We start from the raw sequence: 21685 nt of genomic DNA, 5'->3' as shown, positions 1-21685 counted from the left end.
TAAAAAGTTATCCACGAAATTGGAATCGATAGAATCGTCTTGCAAATTTAAACTACAGTTAATTTTAATTGACTTACATGCTTTTAAGTACATATAATACGCAGGCTTGATCTGAGCGGTGAAGGGAGGGAGAGGGATGAGGAGAACAAAAGAAGAGGCCTTCAGGACACGCAAGCGTATTCTTGATTCAGCGCTGGATATATTCAGCGCAAAGAATTACGCGAATACCTCCATCGTTGAGATTGCGGAGCACGCGGGTTTTTCAAAGGGGGCCTTTTACTGGCACTTTAAAAACAAGAGCGACCTTCTGTTTCAGCTTTTGGAGTCCATATACCGCGAAGGCGATGAGGATTTAGCCGTCGTATTCAACGCGGCTGACCCTGGGGCCGCCATCCGCCGGTATTACAAAAAGGCGATCGAAAGGCCTCTTGAAGACGCTAGGTATGCGAAGATCCACAAAATGATACTGCGAAGGCGCTATGAATGGCCGGAGGATGTTCAGGATCGGGCGCGGGTTCTTATGACAAATTTTTGGGAACGCGACAGGCAGATGGTAAAAACTCTTGTCGCCAGGGGACAGGAGACCGGCAGTATCCGCAGGGATATCCCCGCGGAGGCTGCCGCGATCTTGATCAGCGCTGTTTTTCACGGTTTGCGCGCGGTGCAGCTTTCTGAAAAGCTGCCGGATGAATTTCCCGCGTACGCGAACATACTTTTCGACGCCTTTGAAATGGAGCTAAGTGTGCGGAAAGAGGCAATTTTGCTGTGAGATCAAGCCTGGCGTGCGGTATGTGTGACGTCCGGATGTATTTCCATAGAGCAGGAAGGTAAGGGCAGATATAAAGATGCAAAATATTGAAGAGAAGAAAAAAGTTGAATTAAACGGCGAATCCAAACCGTTTTGGGTGAAGGGCGCCGCCGCTGTTTTGGTGATCGCCGCGGCGCTCTGCGGCTATTCCGTCATGAAGGTCGGCGCCGGTGAAGAACGGCTGGAACAGGAGGGGGCAATGCCGGCTGTTTCCGTGAAGACCGTTGAAAAGGCCGATATATCGTCGCAGCCGTCGGAGTATGTCGGGCGTGTGGAGGCGATACAGTCCGTGCAGGTGAGGCCTCAGATATCTGGTGAGATACAACGCGTCTGTTTCAAGGAGGGCTCCGTCGTTCGTGAGGGGGCGGTGCTTTTTCAGATAGACCCCGCTCCCTATCAGGCTACGGCCGCGCTGCGCCGCGCGGAGCTCGAAAGGGCGATGGCGACGCTTGACGAGGCGGAGCGGTATTACGCGAGGGTAAGCGCCGCCGACGCGCGCGCCGTATCGGCGGCGGACCGGGATAAGGCGGAGAGCAGCCTGCTGCAGGGACGAGCCGCCGTGTCGCAGGCGAAGGCCTCGCTGCGTCTTGCGGAGATAGACCTTGGCTATTGCCGGGTGACCGCTCCAATTACCGGCAAGACGGGCGCGGCGAACTTTACGAAGGGAAATTATGTCACGCCGCAGAGCGGCCCGCTGGCCTCGATAGTGCAGATGGACCCGATCCGCGTCTCCTATACCCTGCCAGACCGGGATTATCTCGACCAGCTTGAATCTTTCAAAAAGCAGGGTCCCGTCCATAAGACCAGGCTTGTACTTAGCAACGGGTCTGCCTTTGATACGCCCGGGGAACGCGATTTTGAGGAGAATACCGTCGACTCACAGACGGGCACGATCCAGATGAGGCTGCGCTATGCGAATAAGGAGGGGCTGCTGATTCCGGGAGAGATGATACGTGTTTTCACTAAACCCGTGACGAGCCGCCGCGTGAATGTCATCCCGCAGGTCGCCGTTATGGCGGATGACAGGGGCGACTATGTCTATGTCATTGAGAAGGACGGCTCCGTGCGCCAGGCCCGCGTGACGCTGGGGCGCGAGATGGGACAGCTGCGCGAGGCGGAAGGGCTGACGGAGGGACAGATGGTGGCGGTAGCCTCCCTGCAGAGCCTGCGCCCCGGTATGAGGGTAAAGGTGGATGCGCCGGCCGTGCCGGAGCGGTCCGGTGTGCCGCGCCCCGCCTCCGGCGGCGGGAAAGAGACGGAATAACCGATGTTCGCGAAATTTTTTATCGACCGTCCCCGGTTTGCGATGGTCATCTGCATACTGCTGGGGTTCGCCGGTGTGATCGCGGCCTTCACTCTGCCGATAGCGCAGTACCCCGACGTTACGCCGCCCCAGATACGCGTCAACACGACTTACCGCGGAGCCGACGCCGCGACGATCGCGAATACGGTAGGCGTCCCGCTGGAAGAGATGGTAAACGGCGTGGAGGGTATGATCTATATGAATTCCACCTCGAGCAACAACGGCGATTACACGCTCTACGTGACCTTTGCTACGGGCACCGACCCGGATATGGCGCTCGTTCGCGTACAGAACCGCATATCGCAGGTGACGCCCCAGCTGCCCGCCGAGGTGGTGGACGAAGGCATCACCGTCGTGACGGCGTTCTCGGATACTCTGGGGCTGCTCTCGCTCTCCTCTCCAAACGGTACGTACAGCGAGCTTGAGCTCAACGACTACGCCCATTCAAATATCAAGAATCAAATGAAGCGAGTTTACGGGATGGGAGAGGTGGTCGTCTTCGGCTCCAAGTACAGTATCCGCGTCTGGCTGGACCCCGCGCGTATCGCCGCGCTCGGCCTCTCGACCGACGACGTGGCCGCGGCCATTCAGAGCCAGAACAGGCAGGCCTCGATCGGTTCCGTCGGCGCGACGCCGGGCAATGAGGGCACGCCCTTTGTCTATTCTCTGAAGACGAAGGGGCGGCTTTCCGACGTCCGTGATTTTGAAAACATCATCGTCCGCACCACGGCGCAGGGAGGACTGGTCAAGCTGCGCGACGTCGCGCGGATAGAGCTGGGTTCCGAGTCCTATAACCTCAATTCCACCCAAAACGGCACGCCGGCGGCGGCGATGATGCTTTCACAGGCCGCAGGTTCAAACGCCCTCGACGTCATGAGCGGCGTTAAAAAGACGGCGGCCCAGATAGAAGAGGCGCTGCCGGAGGATATGGCGCTCAGCCTTCCCTACGATTCGACGCTCTATGTGCAGGCGACGATAAGAGAGATTCTTATGACGCTGGTGCTGACGTTTATTCTCGTCGTCCTCGTCTGTTATCTATTCCTCCAGGACTGGCGGGTGACGCTCGTTCCCGTCGCCGCCATTCCGATATCGCTGCTCGCCACGTTCATGGGTCTCGCGGCGATGGGCTACAGCATCAACATCCTTTCGCTCTTCGGCCTCGTTCTCGTTATTGGAACAGTGGTCGATAACGCGATAGTCGTCGTCGAGCGCGTCCTCTTTGTCATGGACCGCGACCAGTGCCCGACGCGGGAGGCCACGATCCAGGCTATGAGCGACGTCACGGGCCCGATGGTCGCAACGACGCTGGTATTTCTCGCCATATTCGTTCCCGTCGGGTTCATGAGCGGCATCACGGGGCAGATATATAAACAGTTCGCCGTAACGATCTCGTTCGCCGTCGTTTTTTCTCTTGTGGTCGCGCTGACGCTCTCTCCCGCGATGTGCGCCTATTTACTGCGCCAGGTGAAGCCGGCGCAAAGAGGTCCGCTTCGGTGGTTCAATATTACGCTCGCCAAAGCTACGCGCGGATATGTGGCGGGTTCCGTATGGCTCGCGCGCCGTACGGCGGTGTCGCTCTGCGCGCTCGCCGCGGTCTCCGCGGCCTGCTGGCTGGTGACCGCCACGATGCCGACCTCTTTTATTCCCGACGAGGACCAGGGAGCCGTCTTTATTACGCTCCAGCTTCCCGAGGGCGCGACGATGCCGCGCACCCAGGAGATAACGCGTGCGATGGCAAAAGATTTTGTCGCGCTGCCAGGGGTGGCCGATGTCATGAATATTGAGGGACATAACCTTCTTGGCGGAGACGGAGAGAACGTCGCCTCGCTCATCCTCTCTCTTAAGCCCTGGGATCAGCGTAAGACAAAGGAGACGCAGCAGAGTTACATCGTTACCAGAGCAAATGAGATAGCGTCAAAGTACACCGGAGCGAAGATAAGCGTCTTCACCCCTCCCGCGATCAGCGGCATCGGCATGGCCTCCGGGCTTGATATGAGGCTTCAGTCGACGCAGGAGAACGATCCCGCGAAGCTTGCCGCGGTAATGGCCGGGCTGCTCGCGGAGCTCAACAAAGCGCCGGAGTTCCTGTACGCCTTCAGCACCTACACGGCGGATACGTCGCATCTTTACCTCGACATCAACCGGGAAAAGGCTGAAATGATGGATGTTCCGGTCTCGTCGATATTTTCGACGCTCCAGACCTACTTTGGCTCCGCCTATATCAACGACGTGAATATCGGTACGCAGGTGAACAAGGTCATGCTTCAGTCCGACTGGGGTTATCGGAGCGATATAGACAGCATCGGCAATATATTTGTGAAAAACGCCGGCGGCGGACAGGTGCCCATACAAAGCCTCATGACGCTGAAAAAGATCCTCGCGCCGAGAACAGTGGACCGTTATAATCTCTATCCCAGCGCCAGCATCACTATCGTGATGAGGCCCGGCTATTCGACGGGACAGGGTATCGCGAGGGTCGCGGAGCTTACGGAGAATATGCCGGCCGGCTATAAATACGAATGGTCCGGTATGATATATCAGGAACAGGGCTCACAGGGCGGCATGGTAATTGTGCTCGTTATCGCGCTTATCTTTGCCTATCTCTTTCTCGTGGCCCAGTACGAGAGCTGGACGGTTCCCGTTCCGGTCATGCTTTCGCTGCCCGTAGCGATGTTCGGAGCCCTCGGCGGCCTGTGGATGATGGGGCTTTCGATCTCTGTCTACGCGTAGCTGGGTATATTGCTGCTTATCGGCCTCGCTGCGAAGAATGCGATACTTATCGTTGAATTTGCGAAAGAACAGCGGGAAGAACAGCGGCTGCCGCTCATTCAAGCGGCGGCCAGAGCCGCCAGCGAGCGTTTTCGCGCCGTGCTGATGACGGCCTTCACCTGCGTTCTCGGCGTGCTCCCGATGTTGTTTGCCTCCGGGGCCGGAGCGGGTTCAAGGAAGGCCGTCGGCACGACGATGTTCTTTGGGATGTGCGCCGCCTCGATTCTCGGTATTTTTATCATTCCCGCCCTCTATGTCATATTCCAGGGAACACGGGAAAGGATAAAACGCCGCTTCCGGGCGGCGGTCAGAAAGGCTGGTTAGCGTGATGACGGTAACGGTAAGATATTTTTATAAATACGCGGCGGCTCTGGCTCTGGCCGTACTCGCCGCGACAGGGGCGCAGGCCGCTCAAAAGGAGGGCGCGGCGGTCTCCGCCGGCATGCGCCTCGGCGATACGGCATGGACGGAACTTGCGCGGATCTATCCTATCGGCGCGTCGTCGCCGGATATCTCTGCGGAGCTTACGCCGGAAAAGCTTGCGGACTGGTGGGATTCTTTCGATGACCCGGTAATGACGGCGCTTATAAAGAGGTCGCTTGAGAAGAACCGGGACCTCGCGGCGGCCAGGGCCAGGGTAACGGAGGCCCGCGCCGCGCTCGGGATAAACAGGGCGGCGCTCCTTCCGTGGCTCGATACCGCGAATTTCTGGAGCAGCAGCCGCACGCCGCTGGCGGCGGGCGGTACGGGCAGCGGCGGGAACCTCTACCGGCTTGGACTGGACGCGTCGTGGGAGATAGATATATTCGGCGGACAACAGGCCAAGGTCCGGGCCCAGCAGGCTACCTTGGAGGCCCAGTACGCGGCGCTGTACTCAACATGGGTCTCCCTGTCCTCGGAGGTCGCGGTAAATTATATTTCTCTGCGAACCCTTCAGGAGCGGCTCGACATAGCGAACCACAACCTTCGCCTGCAGGAGGATACCGTAGAGATACAGCAGTCTAAGACGGATTCCGGGCTCTCTGATAATCTCGCCCTGAAACAGGCGCAATATACGATGGAGCAGACGAAGGCGATGATCCCCAGTGTGGAGAGCGCGCTGGAACAGACAAAAAACGCGCTTGCCATCCTCACGGGAGAGATTCCCGGCACGCTTGAGGAGGAGTTGTCAGATAAAAAACCCATCCCCCGGCTTGAGGACAGGGAGTACGTCGGGATACCGGCGAATGCCATTCGCCAGCGTCCCGATATCCGTCAGGCGGAGCGCCTTCTGGCCGCGCAGCTGGCGCGCAAAAGGTCCGCGCAGACAGACCTTTTGCCGAAATTCTATCTCACCGGCTCGATAGGCACCGAGGCGGGAAATTGGGGCGGCCTCTTTGAAGGCCCCGCGAAGCTGTACAGCCTGCTGCCGCAGATAAGCTGGCCGATATTCCACGCCGGCGCGATACGCAGCAATATCAAAGTGCAGGGCGCGGTCGCCGAACAGCTGCTTGCCGCTTACGAACAGACGGTGCTCGCCGCCGTTGGCGAGGTGAGGGACGCCTTATACGCCAATATGAGGGAATACGAGAGAAACGCCTCTCTCAAGCGGGGTATGGAGGCGGCGCAGTCGGCGCTTGAGGTGGCGAATGAAAAGTACGCGAACGGCCTCGTAGATTTCACGAACGTGATCAACGCGCAGCGTTCTCTCACCTCGTTATCCGAGGAGTATACGATAAGCAGCGGGCAAATATCGACCAACGCCGTCCAGTTATTCAAAGCTCTCGGCGGAGGCTGGCGCCCCTTGGAAGAGGCGGTGGCCGCGGCTGAAGTAAAGTGGTAAAGCGGCATGCGGTCCCGCGCGGGTTTTTAAAGGCTGGAGACGAAAGGAAAAGAGTGAAATATATGGAAGAAAATGATAACAGGATTTTTCTCATCGGCGCCGGCGACCACGCGAAGGTCGTCCTTTCAGCGCTCGGGGCGTGCGGATTCGAGTGCGCGGGGATTTATGACGATAACCCCGCGCTTTGGGACAGGAGCCTCTGGTGCCTGCCAATTCTCGGTCAGATCGCGGAAATGCCGGACGACGCGGATATCATGGCGGTCGTTGCCGTCGGCGATAACGGCGTGCGCCGTGATATCTGCGGGAGGTTTAAAAATGTCCGCTGGCCGGCCGTCGTCCATCCGAGAAGCATCGTCGACAGTTCCGTGCGCCTCGGCGAGGGGACGATAGTCATGGCGGGCTGCATAATTGAATCGGACACCGTGGTCGGCCGTCAGAGCATCCTCAATTCCGGCTGTTACCTGGGGCACGACACTAAGGTAGGGGATTATTGCCACGCCGCCCCAAGGAGCGCCACCGGCAACAATGTGACGCTTGGGGAGGGGGTCTTTCTAGGCATCGGTTCGCTCGTCCGTCCCTACACGGCGATTGGCGGCTGGACGACCGTAGGTTTAGGCGGCGCGGTGGTAAAGGACATCGGCCCCGGCGGGATCTGGACTGGCAGCCCAGCCCGCATGATGCCGCCAGCGACGGAGGCGCGGAAAGGGTAATATGATACGGAAAATAAATTTTGTGAATGCGGCGGCGGTTTTATCCGCCTCTATGAGCGCATGATCATCGACAGATCGCCGGGGGTGTTGAGGTTTGTAAAAGATTTTTTGTAGCCGGGAGAGAGGCGTGAGAGCGTCTCTTCGTTCAGGATGGTGAGGCGCGATTCGCGGTAGAAGGCTTTTATCCGTCCGCTCTGCGCGAGCGCCGCTTCGGCGCGGGGCAGGCAGCGGCGGCTGTAGAAGGCGTGCAGCGGCTCAAGCCAGCCGCCGATCTCCGCCGCCACCACGTCTGTCTCTTCCGCGCGGAGGGCCGCCATACCGCGCAGTACCGCCTTGTCCGCGAACGGCATATCGCAGCCGAGCAGGAGGCCCCACTCGCCGTTCATCGCCGCGAGCCCCCGGCAGAGTCCCTCAAGGGGGCCGCGCCCCTCGGCGCGGTCCTCGGTTATGCGGACGTTCCACCTGTCAAGCAGCGGTCCAAATCTCTCCCGCGCCTCCCGCGCGCCGCCCTTCGCCGCGAGCAGCAGCGTTTCGTCAAAGAGCGGCGAGAGGCGCGTCAGAATCTGCCCGAGCAGCGGCGCGCCGCCGAGTTCGAGATATAGTTTATTTTTTCCCCACATCCGGCTGCCAAGCCCTCCGGCGAGCAGCAGGAGCGAGCCTCCAATAGCGCGGGTCACGGTGCTATCCCTTCGAGAGCCTCACGGCGCTCACCTTGAAGCCGGGCGTCTCGGAGGTCGGGTCCCAGACCGCCGCCGTCAGCAGGTTGGCCGGGGCCTCGGCGAAGTGGAACGGCAGAAAGACCATCCCCGGAGCCACCTTTTCCGTTATCCGCGCGCGTCCCGAGACGAAGCCGCGTCTGGAGGTCACGGTGAGCATCTCCCCCTCGGCCAGCGTGAGGTTTTTCGCGTCCGCGGGGTTGATTTCGATATAGAGCTCTTTAAGGTGCCGTCCGGGCGCGCCGCGCCTCGTCATGCTTCCGGAATGGTAGTGGAACAGGCTGCGCCCTGTTGTGGCGATAAAGGGGTATTCGCCGTCGGGCCATTCGTGCGGCGCGCTCCATTCGCAGGGCGAAAAGAGGGCTTTGCCGCCGGCGCGCGCGAATTTTTCTTTATGCAGGATCGGCGTCCCCGGGTGGTTTTCGTCGGGGCAGGGCCATTGCAGATATCCATTTTCCAGCCGTTCGTAGTTCATGCCCGCGTAGGCGGGGTTGGCCTTTCGTATCTCTTCAAAGATGTCTTTGGCGCTGTCGAAGTGCCACTGGTGTCCGAAACGCTTTGCGAGTTCAACGAAGGTGTGCCAGTCGTCGCGCGCCTCGCCTGGCGGATCGCAGGCTTTGCGCAGCAGCTGCACGGCGCGCGTCGTGTTGGTGCAGGTCCCCTCTTTTTCGGGCCAGCAGGCGGCCGGCAGCACAACGTCCGCGAGCCGCGCCGTCTCGGTGAGGAAGATGTCCTGCACGACGAGGAAGTCTAAGTTTTCCAGGGTGTGAACGGCGTGGCCGGTGTCGGCGTCGGTGACGGTGGGGTTTTCACCCATGATGAAGAGCGCCCTGATTTCGCCCTTCGCAGCCGCCTCCATCATCGCCGCGACGGTGAGTCCCGCCTTTTCCGGCGGGGCGCATCCCCAAAGGGCGCGCGTCTTTTCCGCAGCGGCCCCGGTATTCACCTTGAGGTATCCCGGCAGCGTGGCTGGAAGGCATCCCATGTCGCAGGCTCCCTGCACGTTGTTCTGGCCACGCAGCGGGTTTACCCCGGTACCGGGCCGTCCGAGGTTGCCGCAGAGCAGCGCTAGGCTGCAGAGGCTGCGCACGTTGTTTGTCCCCGTGATATGCTGCGTGATGCCCATCGTGTAGAAGATGGCGGCGTTTTTCGCCCCGCCGTAGAGGCGCGCCGCTTTGATTATCGTCTCCGCGGGCACGCCGGTTATCTCTTCGGCGTATTCCGGGGTATATCTGCCGACGACGGCCCTGAGCGCCTCGAAGCCTTCGACACGCTCCCTGACGAAGGTTTCGTCGTGAAGCCCTTCCTTTAATATGACATGCATCATCGCGTTGACCAGCGCGACGTCGGAGCCGCTCCTCTGGCGCACCGACGCGTCGGCGTACCGGTGCAGTTCGATGCGGCGCGGGTCGCAGACGATAAGCTTGGCCCCCTCGCGCACGCGTTCTTTGATCATCGCGCCGATGACCGGATGGGCCTCTGTCGTGTTGGAGCCGATCACCATGATCGTATCGGCATGTTTGATTGACTCGTAGTCGTTTGTCATCGCGCCGCTTCCGAGGGTCTCGCCGAGACCCGCCACCGTAGCGGAGTGTCAGAGGTGGGCGCAGTGGTCGACGTTGTTGGTGGACATCACCTCGCGCGCGAAACGCTGCATGAGATAGTTTTCCTCGTTCGTACAGCGGGCCGAGGTGAAGAAGCCGGCGCGTCCCATGTTGCGCCGAAGCCCTGCCGCCACCGCGTCGAGCGCCTCATCCCAAGAGGCGGCGCGAAATTCTCCGTTTTCTTTTATCAGCGGCGTCGTCAGGCGGTCGGGGCTGTTCACGAATTCCCATCCGAAGCGTCCCTTGACGCAGCTTCTGCCCTGGTTGAGAGAGTCCGTGTCGGTGTGGTCGGTGGTGACGTTTGTCACCCTGCCTTGCCGGTTTACCTCGACGACGACGGAGCAGCCGACGCCGCAGTAGGGACAGACGGTCTTTACGCGTTTTATATCGGCGGCGAGGCCGCCCCCGAGCGCCGGTCTCTCGGTGAGGGCCCCGACGGGGCAGACGGCGACGCACTGGCCGCAGAATTTACAGTCGCAGGACTCGATGCCGAAATCGGCGGGGCGCTGTATCATCGTCTTGATGCCGCGGTTCAGAAAATCGATGGCGCTGTATTGCGCGTGGCTCTCGCAGACGCGCACGCAGCGACCGCAGAGCACGCATTTATCGGTATCGCGGATAAAAAATTGATTTGATTCGTCGACGGGATGCGGCGTCGGCGAACGGTCCGCGCGTCCGGGGAAGGAATCTCTTTTAGTCCCGAGGTTGTAGACGAGCCTTTGCAGCTCACAGCGGCCGTTCGCGTGGCAGTAAAGGCATTCGAACGGATGGCGCAGCAGCATCAATTCCACAATGACGCGGCGCGTATCGCGGAGAAGCGGGCTCTCCGTGACGATCTCCATACCCTCCGAAATGGGGGTCGTGCAGGCCGGAAGGAGTTTGGAAAAGCCCTTCGCCTCTACCAGGCAGATACGGCAGCCGCCGAATGTCTCGAGCGCCGGATGGTAGCAGAGCGTCGGGATTGTTATCCCGGCGCGCGCCGCCGCCTCCAATATCGTCATTTCCGGCTCAAAGGAGACCCTTTTACCGTTTATTACCGCCTCCGGCATTTGTAAATTCCTCCTACGGCGTCATTTTGATATTCGGAGGTCATTATACGTTTTTATTGATTTTTAATAAAGAGAAAGAATACTCTCACCGTATGGATCATATATTTGAATTTGGCGCAGATTCGTTAAACAAAGCGAAAAAAATCTAAAATTGCGGCTTTTGACAGCAAGAAAAAACGGAATTTTCGGAAATACAAGGGGTTTTCATGACATAAACCGTGAACAAAAATGGACAAAAAAGCATAAATATAATTTAATTTGTCTGAAAAAAGAGATTTTCGGTTGCAGTTATTCTCATAGAGGGGCTATAATAAATATGCTTTGTGTACTTTTTCGCAAGTGCTGTCTCGCACAGCGCGTCTGCCAATATAGAGTGTCTCATTACGAGCGTTTTTGAGGCGTGCGGATTACCTGTAACTTTTCTATTGGGGTTACATCTTCATCTTTTCAGGCGGGAGGGCCTGAAGAGGAGACAATTTAAGGAGGGTGCGTTTTATGGTGGAGAAAGCGTCGGAAAAGCAGTGGGAGCAGCTTGCTGAGCTCCTCGGCAAATACCGCGGCACTAAGGGAAGCGTCATTCCCGTGCTTCAACAGGCACAGGAAATCTTCGGCTATCTGCCGAAAGAGGTCCTGATCGAAATCAGTAATCAGCTCGATGTCCCCATCAGTCAGATATTCGGCGTGGTGACATTCTATGCTCAGTTCCATCTTGAGCCGCGCGGAAAGAACATCGTCAGATCATGTCAGGGCACGGCCTGCCATGTTCGCGGAGCGAAGGGCGTTCTCAACGCCATCCGCGAAAAGCTCGGCCTCAAAGAGGGCCAGGTCACGACCCCCGACCTCAAGTTCACGCTTGAGACGGTGGCCTGCATCGGCGCATGCGGCCTCGCCCCGGTGTTCATGGTCAACGACGAGACGCACGGCAGACTTACGCCCGAGTCGGTCGGTCCGATACTGGACAAGTACGCTTAGGAATAAGGGAGGAACTTTAAATGGCAATCAAGAGTCTTGAAGATCTTCGTAAGATAAAGGCAGAATCAAAAAAACAGACTGAAACGAGAAAGCTCAACGACAGACAGATCATCATCGGCATGGGCACCTGCGGCATCACCGCCGGCGCGCGCGCGGTGATGACGGCGGTCCTCGAGGAGCTTGCCAAGCGCAACATATACGACGTGGCGGTCCTCCAGACCGGATGCATCGGCATGTGCCAGAAAGAACCCCTTCTCGACATAGTGCGCCCCGGCGAAGACAGAGTCACCTACGGCCCTGTCAGCCCGACGGATGTCCCGCGTATCATCGCGGACCATCTCATCAACGGCGTCGTCGTCGAGGATCTTGTCGTAGCCAAGATCCCCAACAAAGAAGCATAGGTCGAAGGGAGGAATTTTAAATGGCTCTCGTAAGAGCTCACGTACTGGTCTGCACCGGAACGGGCTGCGTCTCCTCCGGTTCAAAAAAGGTAATCGCAAAGCTTGAAGAGGAACTCAAGGCCAACAGCCTTGATAAAGAGGTAAAGATAGTCGAAACGGGCTGTCAGGGATTCTGCGAGCAGGGTCCGCTGGTCATCATCTATCCCGAAGGAACCTTCTACACGCACGTTCAGGAATCTGACGTTCCCGAGATCGTTTCAGAGCATCTCATCAAAGGACGCATCGTCGGCCGCCTCCTCTTCAAGGAGCCGCTCACGGCGCAGAGCGTTCCCGACTATGCCGACATTGATTTCTACAAGAAGCAGCACCGTCTCGTGCTTAAGAACTGCGGCCACATCAACCCCGATTCGCTTGAGGAATACATCGGCGCCGACGGTTATGAAGGGCTCGCGAAGGTTCTTCTCACGATGACGCCGGAGCAGGTCGTCGAAGAGATGAAAAAGACCGGTCTCCGCGGCCGCGGCGGCGGCGGTTTCCCCACCGGCATGAAGTGGGGCTTCTGCCAGAAGTCGCCCGGACCCAAGAAGTACATCATCTGCAACGCGGACGAGGGCGACCCCGGCGCGTTTATGGACCGCTCGCTGCTTGAGGGCGACCCGCACGCGATACTCGAAGGTATGATCATCGGCGCCTACGCGATCGGAGCCGACGAAGGCTATATCTATTGCCGCGCCGAATATCCGCTCGCGATCAAGCGCCTGAAGCAGGCTATCGCCCAAGCCGAAGAGGCCGGACTGCTCGGCAAGAATATCCTCGGTACGGATTTTAACTGCACCATCCATATCAAAGAGGGCGCCGGAGCGTTCGTCTGCGGCGAAGAGACGGCCCTGATGGCCTCCATCGAAGGCAAGCGCGGCATGCCGCGTCCCCGCCCGCCGTTCCCCGCTGTGAAGGGGCTCTGGGAAAAGCCTTCTAACATAAACAACGTTGAAACATTTGCCAACGTCCCCTACATCTTCCGCGTCGGAGCGGAGGAATACGCGAAGCTGGGAACCGAGAAGTCCAAAGGAACCAAGGTATTCGCGCTGACCGGTAAGATCAACAACACCGGACTCGCGGAGGTTCCGATGGGTATTACGATGCGTGAGATCATCTTTGACATCGGCGGCGGCATCATCGGCGGCAAGAAGTTCAAGGCCATCCAGATCGGCGGTCCCTCCGGCGGATGTATCCCCGAGCAGCTTCTCGACACCCCGGTCGACTATGATTCGCTCATCGCCGCGGGCGCGATGATGGGCTCGGGCGGACTCGTCGTTATGGACGAGGAGACCTGCATGGTCGACGTCGCGAAGTTCTTCCTCAACTTCACGCAGTCAGAATCCTGCGGTAAGTGCACGCCCTGCCGCGAGGGTACCAAACACATGCTTGAAATGCTCGAAAAGATCACGGACGGCAGAGGCGAAGACGGAGATATCGAGAAGCTGGAAAAACTCGCCGCCTTCATCAAGGCCGGAGCGCTCTGCGCCCTCGGTCAGACGGCCCCGAACCCCATCCTCTCCACGCTGCGCTACTTCAGAGACGAATATGAGGCGCACATCAAGGAGAAGAGATGCCCGGCCGGCGCCTGCCACCACCTGCTGACCTACAAGATCACCGACGCATGCAAAGGCTGCAGCCTCTGCGCGAAGAACTGCCCGGTCAATGCGATCAGCGGCGAACCGAAACAGAAGTATGTCATCGATGCGGCCAAGTGCATCAAGTGCGGCGCATGCCTGACGAAGTGCCCGTTCAAAGCGATCGTGCGCGGCTAATTTCGGCTAATGGAAGGGGAGTAAAAAGAATATGGAACTTGTTAAGGTTACAATAGACGGCATAACAGTAGAGGTGCCATCCGATTTTACCGTGATCGAAGCCGCTGCCAAAGCCGGAATCCGCATTCCTCAGCTCTGCTATCACCCGGAGCTTTCCAAAGAGGGCGCCTGCCGCGTCTGTGTAGTTGAGATAGTCGGCGGCCGCGGACTCGGCGCAGCCTGCGTCTATCCCGTAGCGGACGGTATGGTAGTATATACGAACACTCCGAAGGTACGCGAGACCCGCAAAGCGGTCGTCGAGCTCCTTCTCGCGAACCATCCGCAGGACTGCCTCTTCTGCCAGAAGAACCAGGACTGCGAACTTCAGCAGACGGCCGCCGACCTTGGCATCCGCGAAGTGCCCTATACCGGCGCTACGCGCTCCGCTGAAAAAGATGAGAGCAACCCGAGCCTTGTGCGCGACCCCAACAAGTGTATCCTCTGCGGCCGCTGCATCAGAGCCTGCCACGAGCGTCAGGGCCTCGACGTCTACGCCTTCGTGAACCGCGGCTTCAAGACCATCGTCGAACCGGCCTTCGGACTCGGACTCGACCAGGTCGCCTGCACCTACTGCGGACAGTGCGCCGCGGTCTGCCCGACGGCTGCCATCTGTGAGCGCGACGATACCGAAAAGGTATTCACCGCCCTCGCCGATCCCAAGAAATATACGATCGTGCAGACGGCTCCCGCGACGCGAGTCGCCCTCGGCGAAGCGCTGGGACTGCCCGCCGGCGAAGTCGTCACCGGCAAAATGGTCGCCGTGCTGCGCAGGCTGGGATTCGACAAGGTATTTGACACCGACTTCTCCGCCGACCTTACGATCATGGAAGAGGGACACGAGTTCCTCGACCGCGTCGTCAACGGCGGCGTACTGCCGATGATCACCTCCTGCTCGCCCGGCTGGATAAACTTCATCGAGATCAAGTATCCCGACCTTCTGCCGCACCTCTCGACGGCGAAATCGCCGCAGGGAATGTTCGGCGCTCTGGCCAAGACCTACTGGCCTGAGACGCAGGGTATCGCCGTTGAAGACATCTACAGCGTCTCGATCATGCCCTGCACCGCTAAGAAGGCCGAATGCGTGCGCCCGCAGCTCCAGAGCAATCCCGGAATTCCCGATGTTGACACCGTTCTCACGACCCGCGAACTCGCGCGTATGATCAAGAACGCCGGCATTGACTTCAAGAACCTCCCCGAAGAGGAATATGACAGCCCGCTCGGTTCTTCGACCGGTGCCGCCGCCATCTTCGGCGTTACGGGTGGCGTTATGGAGGCGACTCTGCGTACCGTCTACGCCGTGCTCAACAACGGAGAGGACATCCCCGGAATCGCTTTCCAGCCTGTGCGCGGCATGGACGGCATCAAAGAGGCGACGATCGAAGTGCCGGTCAACGGCGAAAAGGTCAACGTCAAGCTCGCGGTCGCCCATACGCTGAAAAATGCGAAGATCCTCATGGACAAGGTCCGCGCTGGCAAGGCCGACTATCACTTCATTGAAGTCATGGCCTGCCCCGGCGGCTGCATTGGCGGCGGCGGACAGCCACAGCCGGTCAACGCGGAGATCCGCGCCGCGCGTACGGCGGCTCTTTACAGCGTCGACGAAGCCAAGGCGCTGCGTCAGTCGCACAAGAACCCCGACATTGCCGCCCTTTACGAGAAGTGGCTTGGCAAACCGCTCGGAGAGAAGGCGCATCACCTTCTCCACACGCACTACAACGCGCAGCCGAGAGAGTTCTAACTTCTCTCAAATAGGCGATATATCAAGGAGAGGCTCCGGCCTCTCCTTTTTGTATTGCCCGCTGTCTTAAATCAAAAATTACAGTATAATGTCGCCAGAGGACCAGATTTGTACAAAGACGGGAAAGTTTTTATCATCTCACGGGACGGAGCGCGGATAAGGCAATGAAGGCAAATGACATAATGTCATGCTATCTTAAAGAATTTTTGAAGAATACCCCGGACTTTATCTGCGTTAAAGATAAAGACTCCGTCTACGCCGGCGCCTCGCAGACCTTCGCGGAGCTGGTCGGCTGTTCCTCCCCCGCGGAGCTGGTCGGCAGGAGCGACCGCGACCTCTTCGGTCCTGAGCTGGCGGAACATTACATTGCCGACGACAAAAAGCTGCTTGCCTCGGGCGTCCCCGTTCTGGACTATATCGAACCGCTGCCGGAGAGCGGCGGGCATAAGAGATATTCTTCGACCTCAAAATACCCCGTCAGGGATGCCGCCGGAGAGGTGATCGGCATCTGCGCCGTCGGCCGCGACATCACGGCGCAGATCATGCTTGAGAACGAGGCGGAGAGCGCGCTGCGGGCAAAGAGCGATTTCCTCGCGCGTATGAGCCACGACATGCGTACGCCGATGAACGGCATCATCGGCTTTACAAAGCTCTCCCTTGATTCGGATGATATCGGACAGATAAAAGAGTATCTGCATAAGATAGACGACTCCTGCAAGTATCTGCTGAGCCTTATAAACGACACCCTTGATATGAGCAAGATCGAGAGCGACAAGATAACCCTGAAGCCGGAGGCGGTGAACTCCAGAGAGCTCTTTGATTCGCTTGTGGAGCTTATGGAGCCTACATTGAACGAGAAAAAGATCACGCTGGCGGCGGACTTTGAGGGCGTTGAATTCGGCGCCATCATGATCGACCGGGTCCGCATACAGCAGGTACTCGTCAATCTGCTTTCAAACGCCGCGAAATTCACGCCCTACGGCGGCCGGATAGAGTTTATCGTCAGACGTCTCTTCACCTCGGATAAGGTCTCCCGGGACCGGATCACGATCCGTGACAACGGCATCGGCATGAGCGAGGAGTTTCTCGCGAGGATATTTGAACCATTTGCGCAGGAATACAACGACGTTAACGCCGCGACCGTCGGCACGGGGCTGGGAATGGCCATCGTTAAACGGATACTTGACCTGATGGGAGCTACCATAGAGGTGAAGAGCCGCCGCGGCGAGGGTACGGAGATAACGATAGAGATAGACTTTGAGCATGCCGGCGGGGACGGCGCCTCTGGCTGCGCGCCGTCAAATATTGACCTCAGCGGCAGAAGGGTGCTGCTCTGCGAGGACCATCCGCTCAACGTCCAGATAACGAAGATCCTCCTTGAAAAGAAGGGGGTGGCGGTAGACGTCGCCCTGAACGGCCGTGAGGGAGTTGAAAAATTCTCCGCCTCGGAAGAGGGCGGATATGACGCCATCCTGATGGATGTGAGGATGCCGGTGCTCGACGGCCTCGCGGCGGCGGAAGAGATACGGCGTCTTGCCCGCGCGGACGCGCGGAATGTGCCGATAATCGCGATAACGGCCAACGCCTTCAGCGACGATGTGGAAAAATCCAAGGCCGCGGGGATGGACGACCATCTTACAAAACCGCTTGAGCCGAGGCAGCTCTATGAGGCGCTGTACAGACATATACAAAAAGTGAAGGAGTGAGGGGACAAATGGCGAATGGCGGAGAGCTCAAAAAAAGTATAACCTGGCTTCAGGGGACGGCGATGACCATTGGCGCCGTCATCGGCGCGGGTATACTCGTCCTTCCGGCGATTGCCGCGGAGATAGCTGGTCCCGCCTCGCTCGCGAGCTGGCTGCTGATGGGGCTGATCTCCCTGCCGATGCTTGCCGCGATCGCTCAGATGTCCTCGCGCTACCCCAACTCGGGAGGGATCGCCGCCTATGCGCAGCAGGCCTTCGGCCCCGGCATGGGGAGGCTTACGGGGTTTCTCATCTTCTCCGCGATGCCGATAGGACTGCCGCCGACGGCGCTCATCGGGGCAAACTACCTCTGCAGCCTCTTTGGATGGGGCACGGGCGCGGCCCATATCGCCGCCGGCGCGCTGATTCTGACGACGGTCACGCTGAATCTGCGCGGGATCGAGCTCTCGGGCAAGAGCCAGCTCTTCATCGTCAGCGTGATCCTCTCGATACTTGTATTTGTCGTCCTGTCTTCGCTCTCGGAGATACGTCCGGCGAACTTTACGCCTTTTTTGCCGCACGGGCTTGGCGCCGTCGGCCATACGATGTCCCTGCTCTTCTTCGCCTTCCTCGGCTGGGAGATGATCGGCCACCTTGCGGAGGAATTCAAAGACCCGCGCCGCGACATCCCGCTCAGCTTGGGGGCGGCCTATGTGATCGTCAATATCGTCTATCTCGCGATCGCGCTCGTGGTGGTCGGCAGCGGCGTCTACAAAAGCGGCAACCCCAATATCGCGATGGTCTCTCTGATAAAGCTGCGCTGGGGGGAGCCCGCCGCGGTGCTTGTCGGACTGCTCGGCTTCGTCGTCTGCTACTGCCCCGTCCATACCTATATCGCGGGTTTTTCGCGTCTCTTTTACGCGCAGGCTCGGGAGGGGTACTTCCCGAAATGTTTCGGTGAGCTCCACCCCCTGTATGGAACGCCCTTCTGCGCGCTGCAGCTCTTCGTTCCCCTCAACCTCTCGCTGCTCTTCCTGAGCTGGGCGCTCTCCTGGGACCTCAAGCCGCTGCTAGGCATCCCCAGCGCCACCTTTCTGCTCGTCTACACGATTGGGATGTTCTCCGCGGCGAAGGTATTGCCGGTAAGGAGCGGCCTTATCTGCGGCCTGCTCTCTGGAACTCTCTCGCTCGCCGTCTTTGCCTTCTCCGGTTGGTATATGCTCTTCCCGCTCGCGGTGGCCCTATACTTTGTGGTGAGATACAAAAAGGAATTTTTCTGACGGCTTCTCTCTCCGCCCCGCGGCTGAGGGCGCGGCCCGAATGACTGTAAGGGAACATACCCTTCTTATGCGGTGCGGGATAGAGATAGAGGCTGGACTTTCGGCGGGCTTTCCGCTAGACTTTTAATATCGTAGCGTTTGTGAATGATGGAAACAATATTGGCTGTCTGTTGACTTTATAAGTGGCTTTGATAGACTATGTTTGTTTTCCTTCAATGAAAAATTTTCATGAATGGAAAATGGGGGAATTGCTGATGAGGCTTGGCGATACGATAAAGTTCCATCGTAAGAAAAAAGGCTGGACTTTGACAGAACTCTCCGCCCAGTGCCAACTGTCTGTGGCGCAGCTGTCGAAGCTGGAAAACGGCAAATCAAATCCAAGTATCGACAGTTTGAGGAAATTGGCGGGGGCCTTTGAGATACCCGTATCCACGCTGACGCTGACGGAGGAGATTCCCTCGATAAGCCCGGTGCTTGACGGAGAGGGTTTCGTCGTAAGGTGGTGCGCAAGAGGGGATGATTATGTCACCGTGCGCTATCTGACGTTAAACAGGCTGGCAAAGATGCAGCCGATCGTGTTGACCGTACCGGCGGGCATGAGCACGGGAAATTCAAAGTCCCATCCCGGCGACGAGTTTTTTTATGTCCTTGAGGGCTGCGTGCGTTTCTTCTACGGGGCCGACGAGGTCTTCGACATGAGAGACGGGGATTTCTTATACTATGACGGAACGGTTGCCCATCACTGGGAGAATATGAGCACGAAAGAGGCTCGTCTTTTGACCTGCAATACCCCTTCGGTAATGTGATCGGGTCATTATTGAGAACGGCTCTTGAATTATCTGCTTAGCCGCTAAGCGGACAAGGACCGGTCCCCGGAGAGGGCCCGGCCTTTTTCATCCGGTGGGAGCGTCCCTTACGCGGCAGTGACAAGATAAGACTCAGCCTCAATTAGCATAGCTTGTCGCGAATCGCGAATATATTATATAAACAGCCCCTTGGCGGATGGAAATGTCCGCCGCCGGGCGGATATTATGTGGAAGAGCTGGTAGCGCGGAATGGCAAAAAAAGAGATAAATATGACCGAGGGGAACCCCCTTCGCCGGATGCTGGTATTCGGCGCGCCGATAATGGCGGGCGGCATCCTCCAGCAGATGTATAACATGGCAGACGCGGTGATCGCCGGACGTTTTATCGGCAGCGGGGCGCTTGCCTCGGTCTCGAATTGTTTTTATGTGGTTTTTCTTGTGACGATCATGTTTCTAGGTATCGGCCAGGGAGCTTCGATCGTAATTTCGCAGCTCTATGGCTCGGGGGAGACGAAGCGGGTCAGGAGCGCCGTCGATACGATTACCATTCTCCTCGCGGGCGGCGGGCTGATATGCACGCTGCTCGGCGTCGCCTTTTCGGAGCCGATCCTCCGGCTGATGTCGACGCCTCCAGCGCTTATGACGGACTCCGCCGCCTATCTGCGTATAATATTTATGGGCTCTATACCGTCGCTCGGGTATACGATACTGGCCGCGCTGCTGAACGCAGTCGGCAACTCGCGGACGCCGCTTGTCCTGCTTGGCGTCTCTTCGCTCATCAATATACTGCTCGACCTGCTCTTCGTTCCCCTCTTCGGCATGGGCATAGAGGGACTGGCGCTTGCCACGGTGATCGCCCAAAGCGTCTCGCTGGCGGGCTGCGTCGTCTATCTGAGTCGCTGCGGCAGCCTGATATCGCTGCGGCTGCGCGGGCTTCGTTTCAGCGGAAAGATGTTTCTGCTCATAATCAAGCTCGGCGTGCCCACGGGGCTTCAGAACTCGCTGATGGTAATATCGATGATGGTGCTGCAGAGGCAGATTAACGAATTTGGCGTCGCGGTCATGGCAGGACGCGGCATCGAATCTAAGATAGAGAGTTTCATGCTCATCCCGCTGAGCAGCATCGCCACCGCGGTCACGACCTTTGTCGGACAGAATACGGGGGCCCGCAAGGAAGGGCGGGTGCTGCAGGGGCTCAGAAGCGGTCTCTTGATGGCCGCCGCCGTCTCTTTCATCTTCTGGTTCGTGCTCTTCTTTTTCTCCGCCCCCATTCTGGGCATCTTCTCTTCTAATGAGGAGGCTCTCTTTGAGGCGCGGCGGTGCATGGATATAATCGCCCCGACCTTTATCTTTTACAGCCTCGCCACCGCCTGGCAGAGCTTTTTCCGCGGCGTCGGCGATACGATATTTCCTCTTGTCGTCTCTATCTTCACACAGTTCGCCTACCGCATAGCGGCAATCGGCCTTTTTCTTAAGATCTGGCCGACGCCCTCCGGTATATGGTATCTTTATGTCTCGAGCTGGATGCTGATGTTCCTTTTGAATTGTATCTATTACAAGACCGGTTACTGGAAAAAATACGCCGCGGTGATCAGTGCGGCGGTATGAGGCTAAAGAGCCGCGATAGATGTCGGGGCAGCAAAAAACGCCCTCCCGCATGGGGAGGGCGTAAAGTTTTAACTTTTTATTTTATGCTACGCAGACGTTGACCGCGCGCATTCTCTTGCTGTTCTTGGGATCAGCCTCTACGTCGAAGGTGACCTTCTGTCCTTCGTTAAGGGACTTGAAGCCCTCTGCCGCTATGGCTGAGAAGTGCACAAAAACGTCCTCGCCGCCGTTGTCGTTCGAGATAAATCCAAAGCCTTTTTCCGGGTTAAACCATTTCACAGTACCGCTATTCATAATCAGTACCTCCATCAAATATATTGTTCGGGATAAAAAAATTTCACATGCTTTTTGTAACTCATTTAGCGGGCAAATGACTTACAAAAAACATGTGAAATCAAATGTTCATCCTGATTAGAGTATACTATATACGAAAATAGAGTGTTTGTCAAGCACTTTGGCAAATACGAAAGGGGAAGTTGTTTGACCTCCCCTTTTCGCCGTATTTTTGTTTACCCTTCCATCTTCATATCAGCCATATGCCTGTAGAAGCGCCACCTGTCTTTG

General features: G+C 57.9%; 15 protein-coding genes and 1 pseudogene. 13 read left to right on the top strand and 3 right to left on the bottom strand.

Features of this window, described 5'->3' with window-relative positions; all coding sequences use genetic code 11:
- The first annotated feature begins 136 nt into the window (after nucleotides 1–136).
- From LIO98_RS06460 to LIO98_RS06440, 5 genes and pseudogenes are all read left to right on the top strand, one after another.
- A complete protein-coding gene (locus LIO98_RS06460) occupies nucleotides 137–769 on the top strand; it encodes a TetR family transcriptional regulator (RefSeq protein ID WP_291954406.1) in 633 nt (210 codons plus the stop codon).
- A 76-nt stretch (nucleotides 770–845) separates the two neighbouring features.
- Nucleotides 846–2072, top strand: a complete 1227-nt coding sequence (locus LIO98_RS06455; protein WP_291954404.1) for an efflux RND transporter periplasmic adaptor subunit — start codon at nucleotides 846–848, stop codon at nucleotides 2070–2072.
- 3 nt (nucleotides 2073–2075) lie between these two features.
- Nucleotides 2076–5204, top strand: a pseudogene (locus LIO98_RS06450) (efflux RND transporter permease subunit).
- 4 nt (nucleotides 5205–5208) lie between these two features.
- Nucleotides 5209–6702 carry an efflux transporter outer membrane subunit gene (locus tag LIO98_RS06445; protein ID WP_291954401.1) on the top strand — a complete coding sequence of 498 codons (1494 nt, stop codon included), beginning with the start codon at nucleotides 5209–5211 and terminating at the stop codon, nucleotides 6700–6702.
- A gap of 62 nt (nucleotides 6703–6764) precedes the next feature.
- A complete protein-coding gene (locus LIO98_RS06440; protein ID WP_291954399.1) occupies nucleotides 6765–7412 on the top strand; it encodes an acetyltransferase in 648 nt (215 codons plus the stop codon).
- Between the two features lie 50 nt (nucleotides 7413–7462).
- Here the strand turns inward: LIO98_RS06440 and LIO98_RS06435 are convergent, their stop codons facing one another.
- Nucleotides 7463–8089: a molybdenum cofactor guanylyltransferase gene (locus tag LIO98_RS06435; protein WP_291954396.1), complete on the bottom strand. Its 627-nt coding sequence runs from the start codon at nucleotides 8087–8089 to the stop codon at nucleotides 7463–7465.
- 4 nt (nucleotides 8090–8093) lie between these two features.
- Entirely contained in the window at nucleotides 8094–10781 is a 2688-nt protein-coding gene (gene fdhF, locus LIO98_RS06430; protein WP_291954393.1) for a formate dehydrogenase subunit alpha, read from the bottom strand.
- Nucleotides 10782–11276: 495 nt separating this feature from the next.
- Here fdhF and nuoE point away from each other — a divergent pair, with 495 nt between their 5' ends.
- From nuoE to LIO98_RS06390, 8 genes are all read left to right on the top strand, one after another.
- Complete coding sequence (nuoE, locus tag LIO98_RS06425; RefSeq protein WP_291954390.1) at nucleotides 11277–11753, top strand: NADH-quinone oxidoreductase subunit NuoE; 477 nt, start codon at nucleotides 11277–11279, stop codon at nucleotides 11751–11753.
- Nucleotides 11754–11773: 20 nt separating this feature from the next.
- Nucleotides 11774–12154: a (2Fe-2S) ferredoxin domain-containing protein gene (locus tag LIO98_RS06420; RefSeq protein ID WP_291954386.1), complete on the top strand. Its 381-nt coding sequence runs from the start codon at nucleotides 11774–11776 to the stop codon at nucleotides 12152–12154.
- Between the two features lie 20 nt (nucleotides 12155–12174).
- A complete protein-coding gene (nuoF, locus tag LIO98_RS06415; RefSeq protein WP_291954383.1) occupies nucleotides 12175–13965 on the top strand; it encodes an NADH-quinone oxidoreductase subunit NuoF in 1791 nt (596 codons plus the stop codon).
- 31 nt (nucleotides 13966–13996) lie between these two features.
- Nucleotides 13997–15742, top strand: a complete 1746-nt coding sequence (locus LIO98_RS06410; protein WP_291954380.1) for an NADH-dependent [FeFe] hydrogenase, group A6 — start codon at nucleotides 13997–13999, stop codon at nucleotides 15740–15742.
- 182 nt (nucleotides 15743–15924) lie between these two features.
- Nucleotides 15925–17448 (top strand): ATP-binding protein, encoded by a 1524-nt coding sequence (locus LIO98_RS06405; protein WP_291954378.1) that lies wholly within the window; start codon nucleotides 15925–15927, stop codon nucleotides 17446–17448.
- Nucleotides 17449–17456: 8 nt separating this feature from the next.
- On the top strand, nucleotides 17457–18707 hold the full coding sequence (locus tag LIO98_RS06400) for an amino acid permease (protein WP_291954376.1): 1251 nt from the start codon (nucleotides 17457–17459) through the stop codon (nucleotides 18705–18707).
- A 254-nt stretch (nucleotides 18708–18961) separates the two neighbouring features.
- Nucleotides 18962–19513: an XRE family transcriptional regulator gene (locus tag LIO98_RS06395; protein ID WP_291954374.1), complete on the top strand. Its 552-nt coding sequence runs from the start codon at nucleotides 18962–18964 to the stop codon at nucleotides 19511–19513.
- 249 nt (nucleotides 19514–19762) lie between these two features.
- Nucleotides 19763–21121 (top strand): MATE family efflux transporter, encoded by a 1359-nt coding sequence (locus LIO98_RS06390; protein WP_291954371.1) that lies wholly within the window; start codon nucleotides 19763–19765, stop codon nucleotides 21119–21121.
- An 81-nt stretch (nucleotides 21122–21202) separates the two neighbouring features.
- On the opposite strand, the gene LIO98_RS06385 is transcribed toward LIO98_RS06390, so the two are convergent.
- Nucleotides 21203–21415, bottom strand: coding sequence for a cold-shock protein (locus LIO98_RS06385; RefSeq protein WP_291954367.1), 213 nt, complete (start codon nucleotides 21413–21415; stop codon nucleotides 21203–21205).
- Nucleotides 21416–21685 lie beyond the last annotated feature (270 nt).

Source organism: Cloacibacillus sp. (assembly GCF_020860125.1).
Lineage (GTDB): Bacteria > Synergistota > Synergistia > Synergistales > Synergistaceae > Cloacibacillus.
This window is presented reverse-complemented; position numbering and strand designations above follow the sequence as displayed.

Excerpts from the sequence above, each read along its gene's own strand:
- LIO98_RS06405 (WP_291954378.1), top strand. The coding sequence starts at position 15,925 with ATGTCATGCTATCTTAAAGAATTTTTGAAGAATACCCCGGACTTTATC.
- LIO98_RS06390 (WP_291954371.1), top strand. The coding sequence starts at position 19,763 with ATGGCAAAAAAAGAGATAAATATGACCGAGGGGAACCCCCTTCGCCGG.
- LIO98_RS06395 (WP_291954374.1), top strand. The coding sequence starts at position 18,962 with ATGAGGCTTGGCGATACGATAAAGTTCCATCGTAAGAAAAAAGGCTGG.
- LIO98_RS06410 (WP_291954380.1), top strand. The coding sequence starts at position 13,997 with ATGGAACTTGTTAAGGTTACAATAGACGGCATAACAGTAGAGGTGCCA.
- LIO98_RS06460 (WP_291954406.1), top strand. The coding sequence starts at position 137 with ATGAGGAGAACAAAAGAAGAGGCCTTCAGGACACGCAAGCGTATTCTT.
- nuoF (WP_291954383.1), top strand. The coding sequence starts at position 12,175 with ATGGCTCTCGTAAGAGCTCACGTACTGGTCTGCACCGGAACGGGCTGC.
- LIO98_RS06385 (WP_291954367.1), bottom strand. The coding sequence starts at position 21,415 with ATGAATAGCGGTACTGTGAAATGGTTTAACCCGGAAAAAGGCTTTGGA.
- LIO98_RS06400 (WP_291954376.1), top strand. The coding sequence starts at position 17,457 with ATGGCGAATGGCGGAGAGCTCAAAAAAAGTATAACCTGGCTTCAGGGG.
- LIO98_RS06440 (WP_291954399.1), top strand. The coding sequence starts at position 6,765 with ATGGAAGAAAATGATAACAGGATTTTTCTCATCGGCGCCGGCGACCAC.
- LIO98_RS06455 (WP_291954404.1), top strand. The coding sequence starts at position 846 with ATGCAAAATATTGAAGAGAAGAAAAAAGTTGAATTAAACGGCGAATCC.
- LIO98_RS06420 (WP_291954386.1), top strand. The coding sequence starts at position 11,774 with ATGGCAATCAAGAGTCTTGAAGATCTTCGTAAGATAAAGGCAGAATCA.
- nuoE (WP_291954390.1), top strand. The coding sequence starts at position 11,277 with ATGGTGGAGAAAGCGTCGGAAAAGCAGTGGGAGCAGCTTGCTGAGCTC.
- LIO98_RS06445 (WP_291954401.1), top strand. The coding sequence starts at position 5,209 with ATGACGGTAACGGTAAGATATTTTTATAAATACGCGGCGGCTCTGGCT.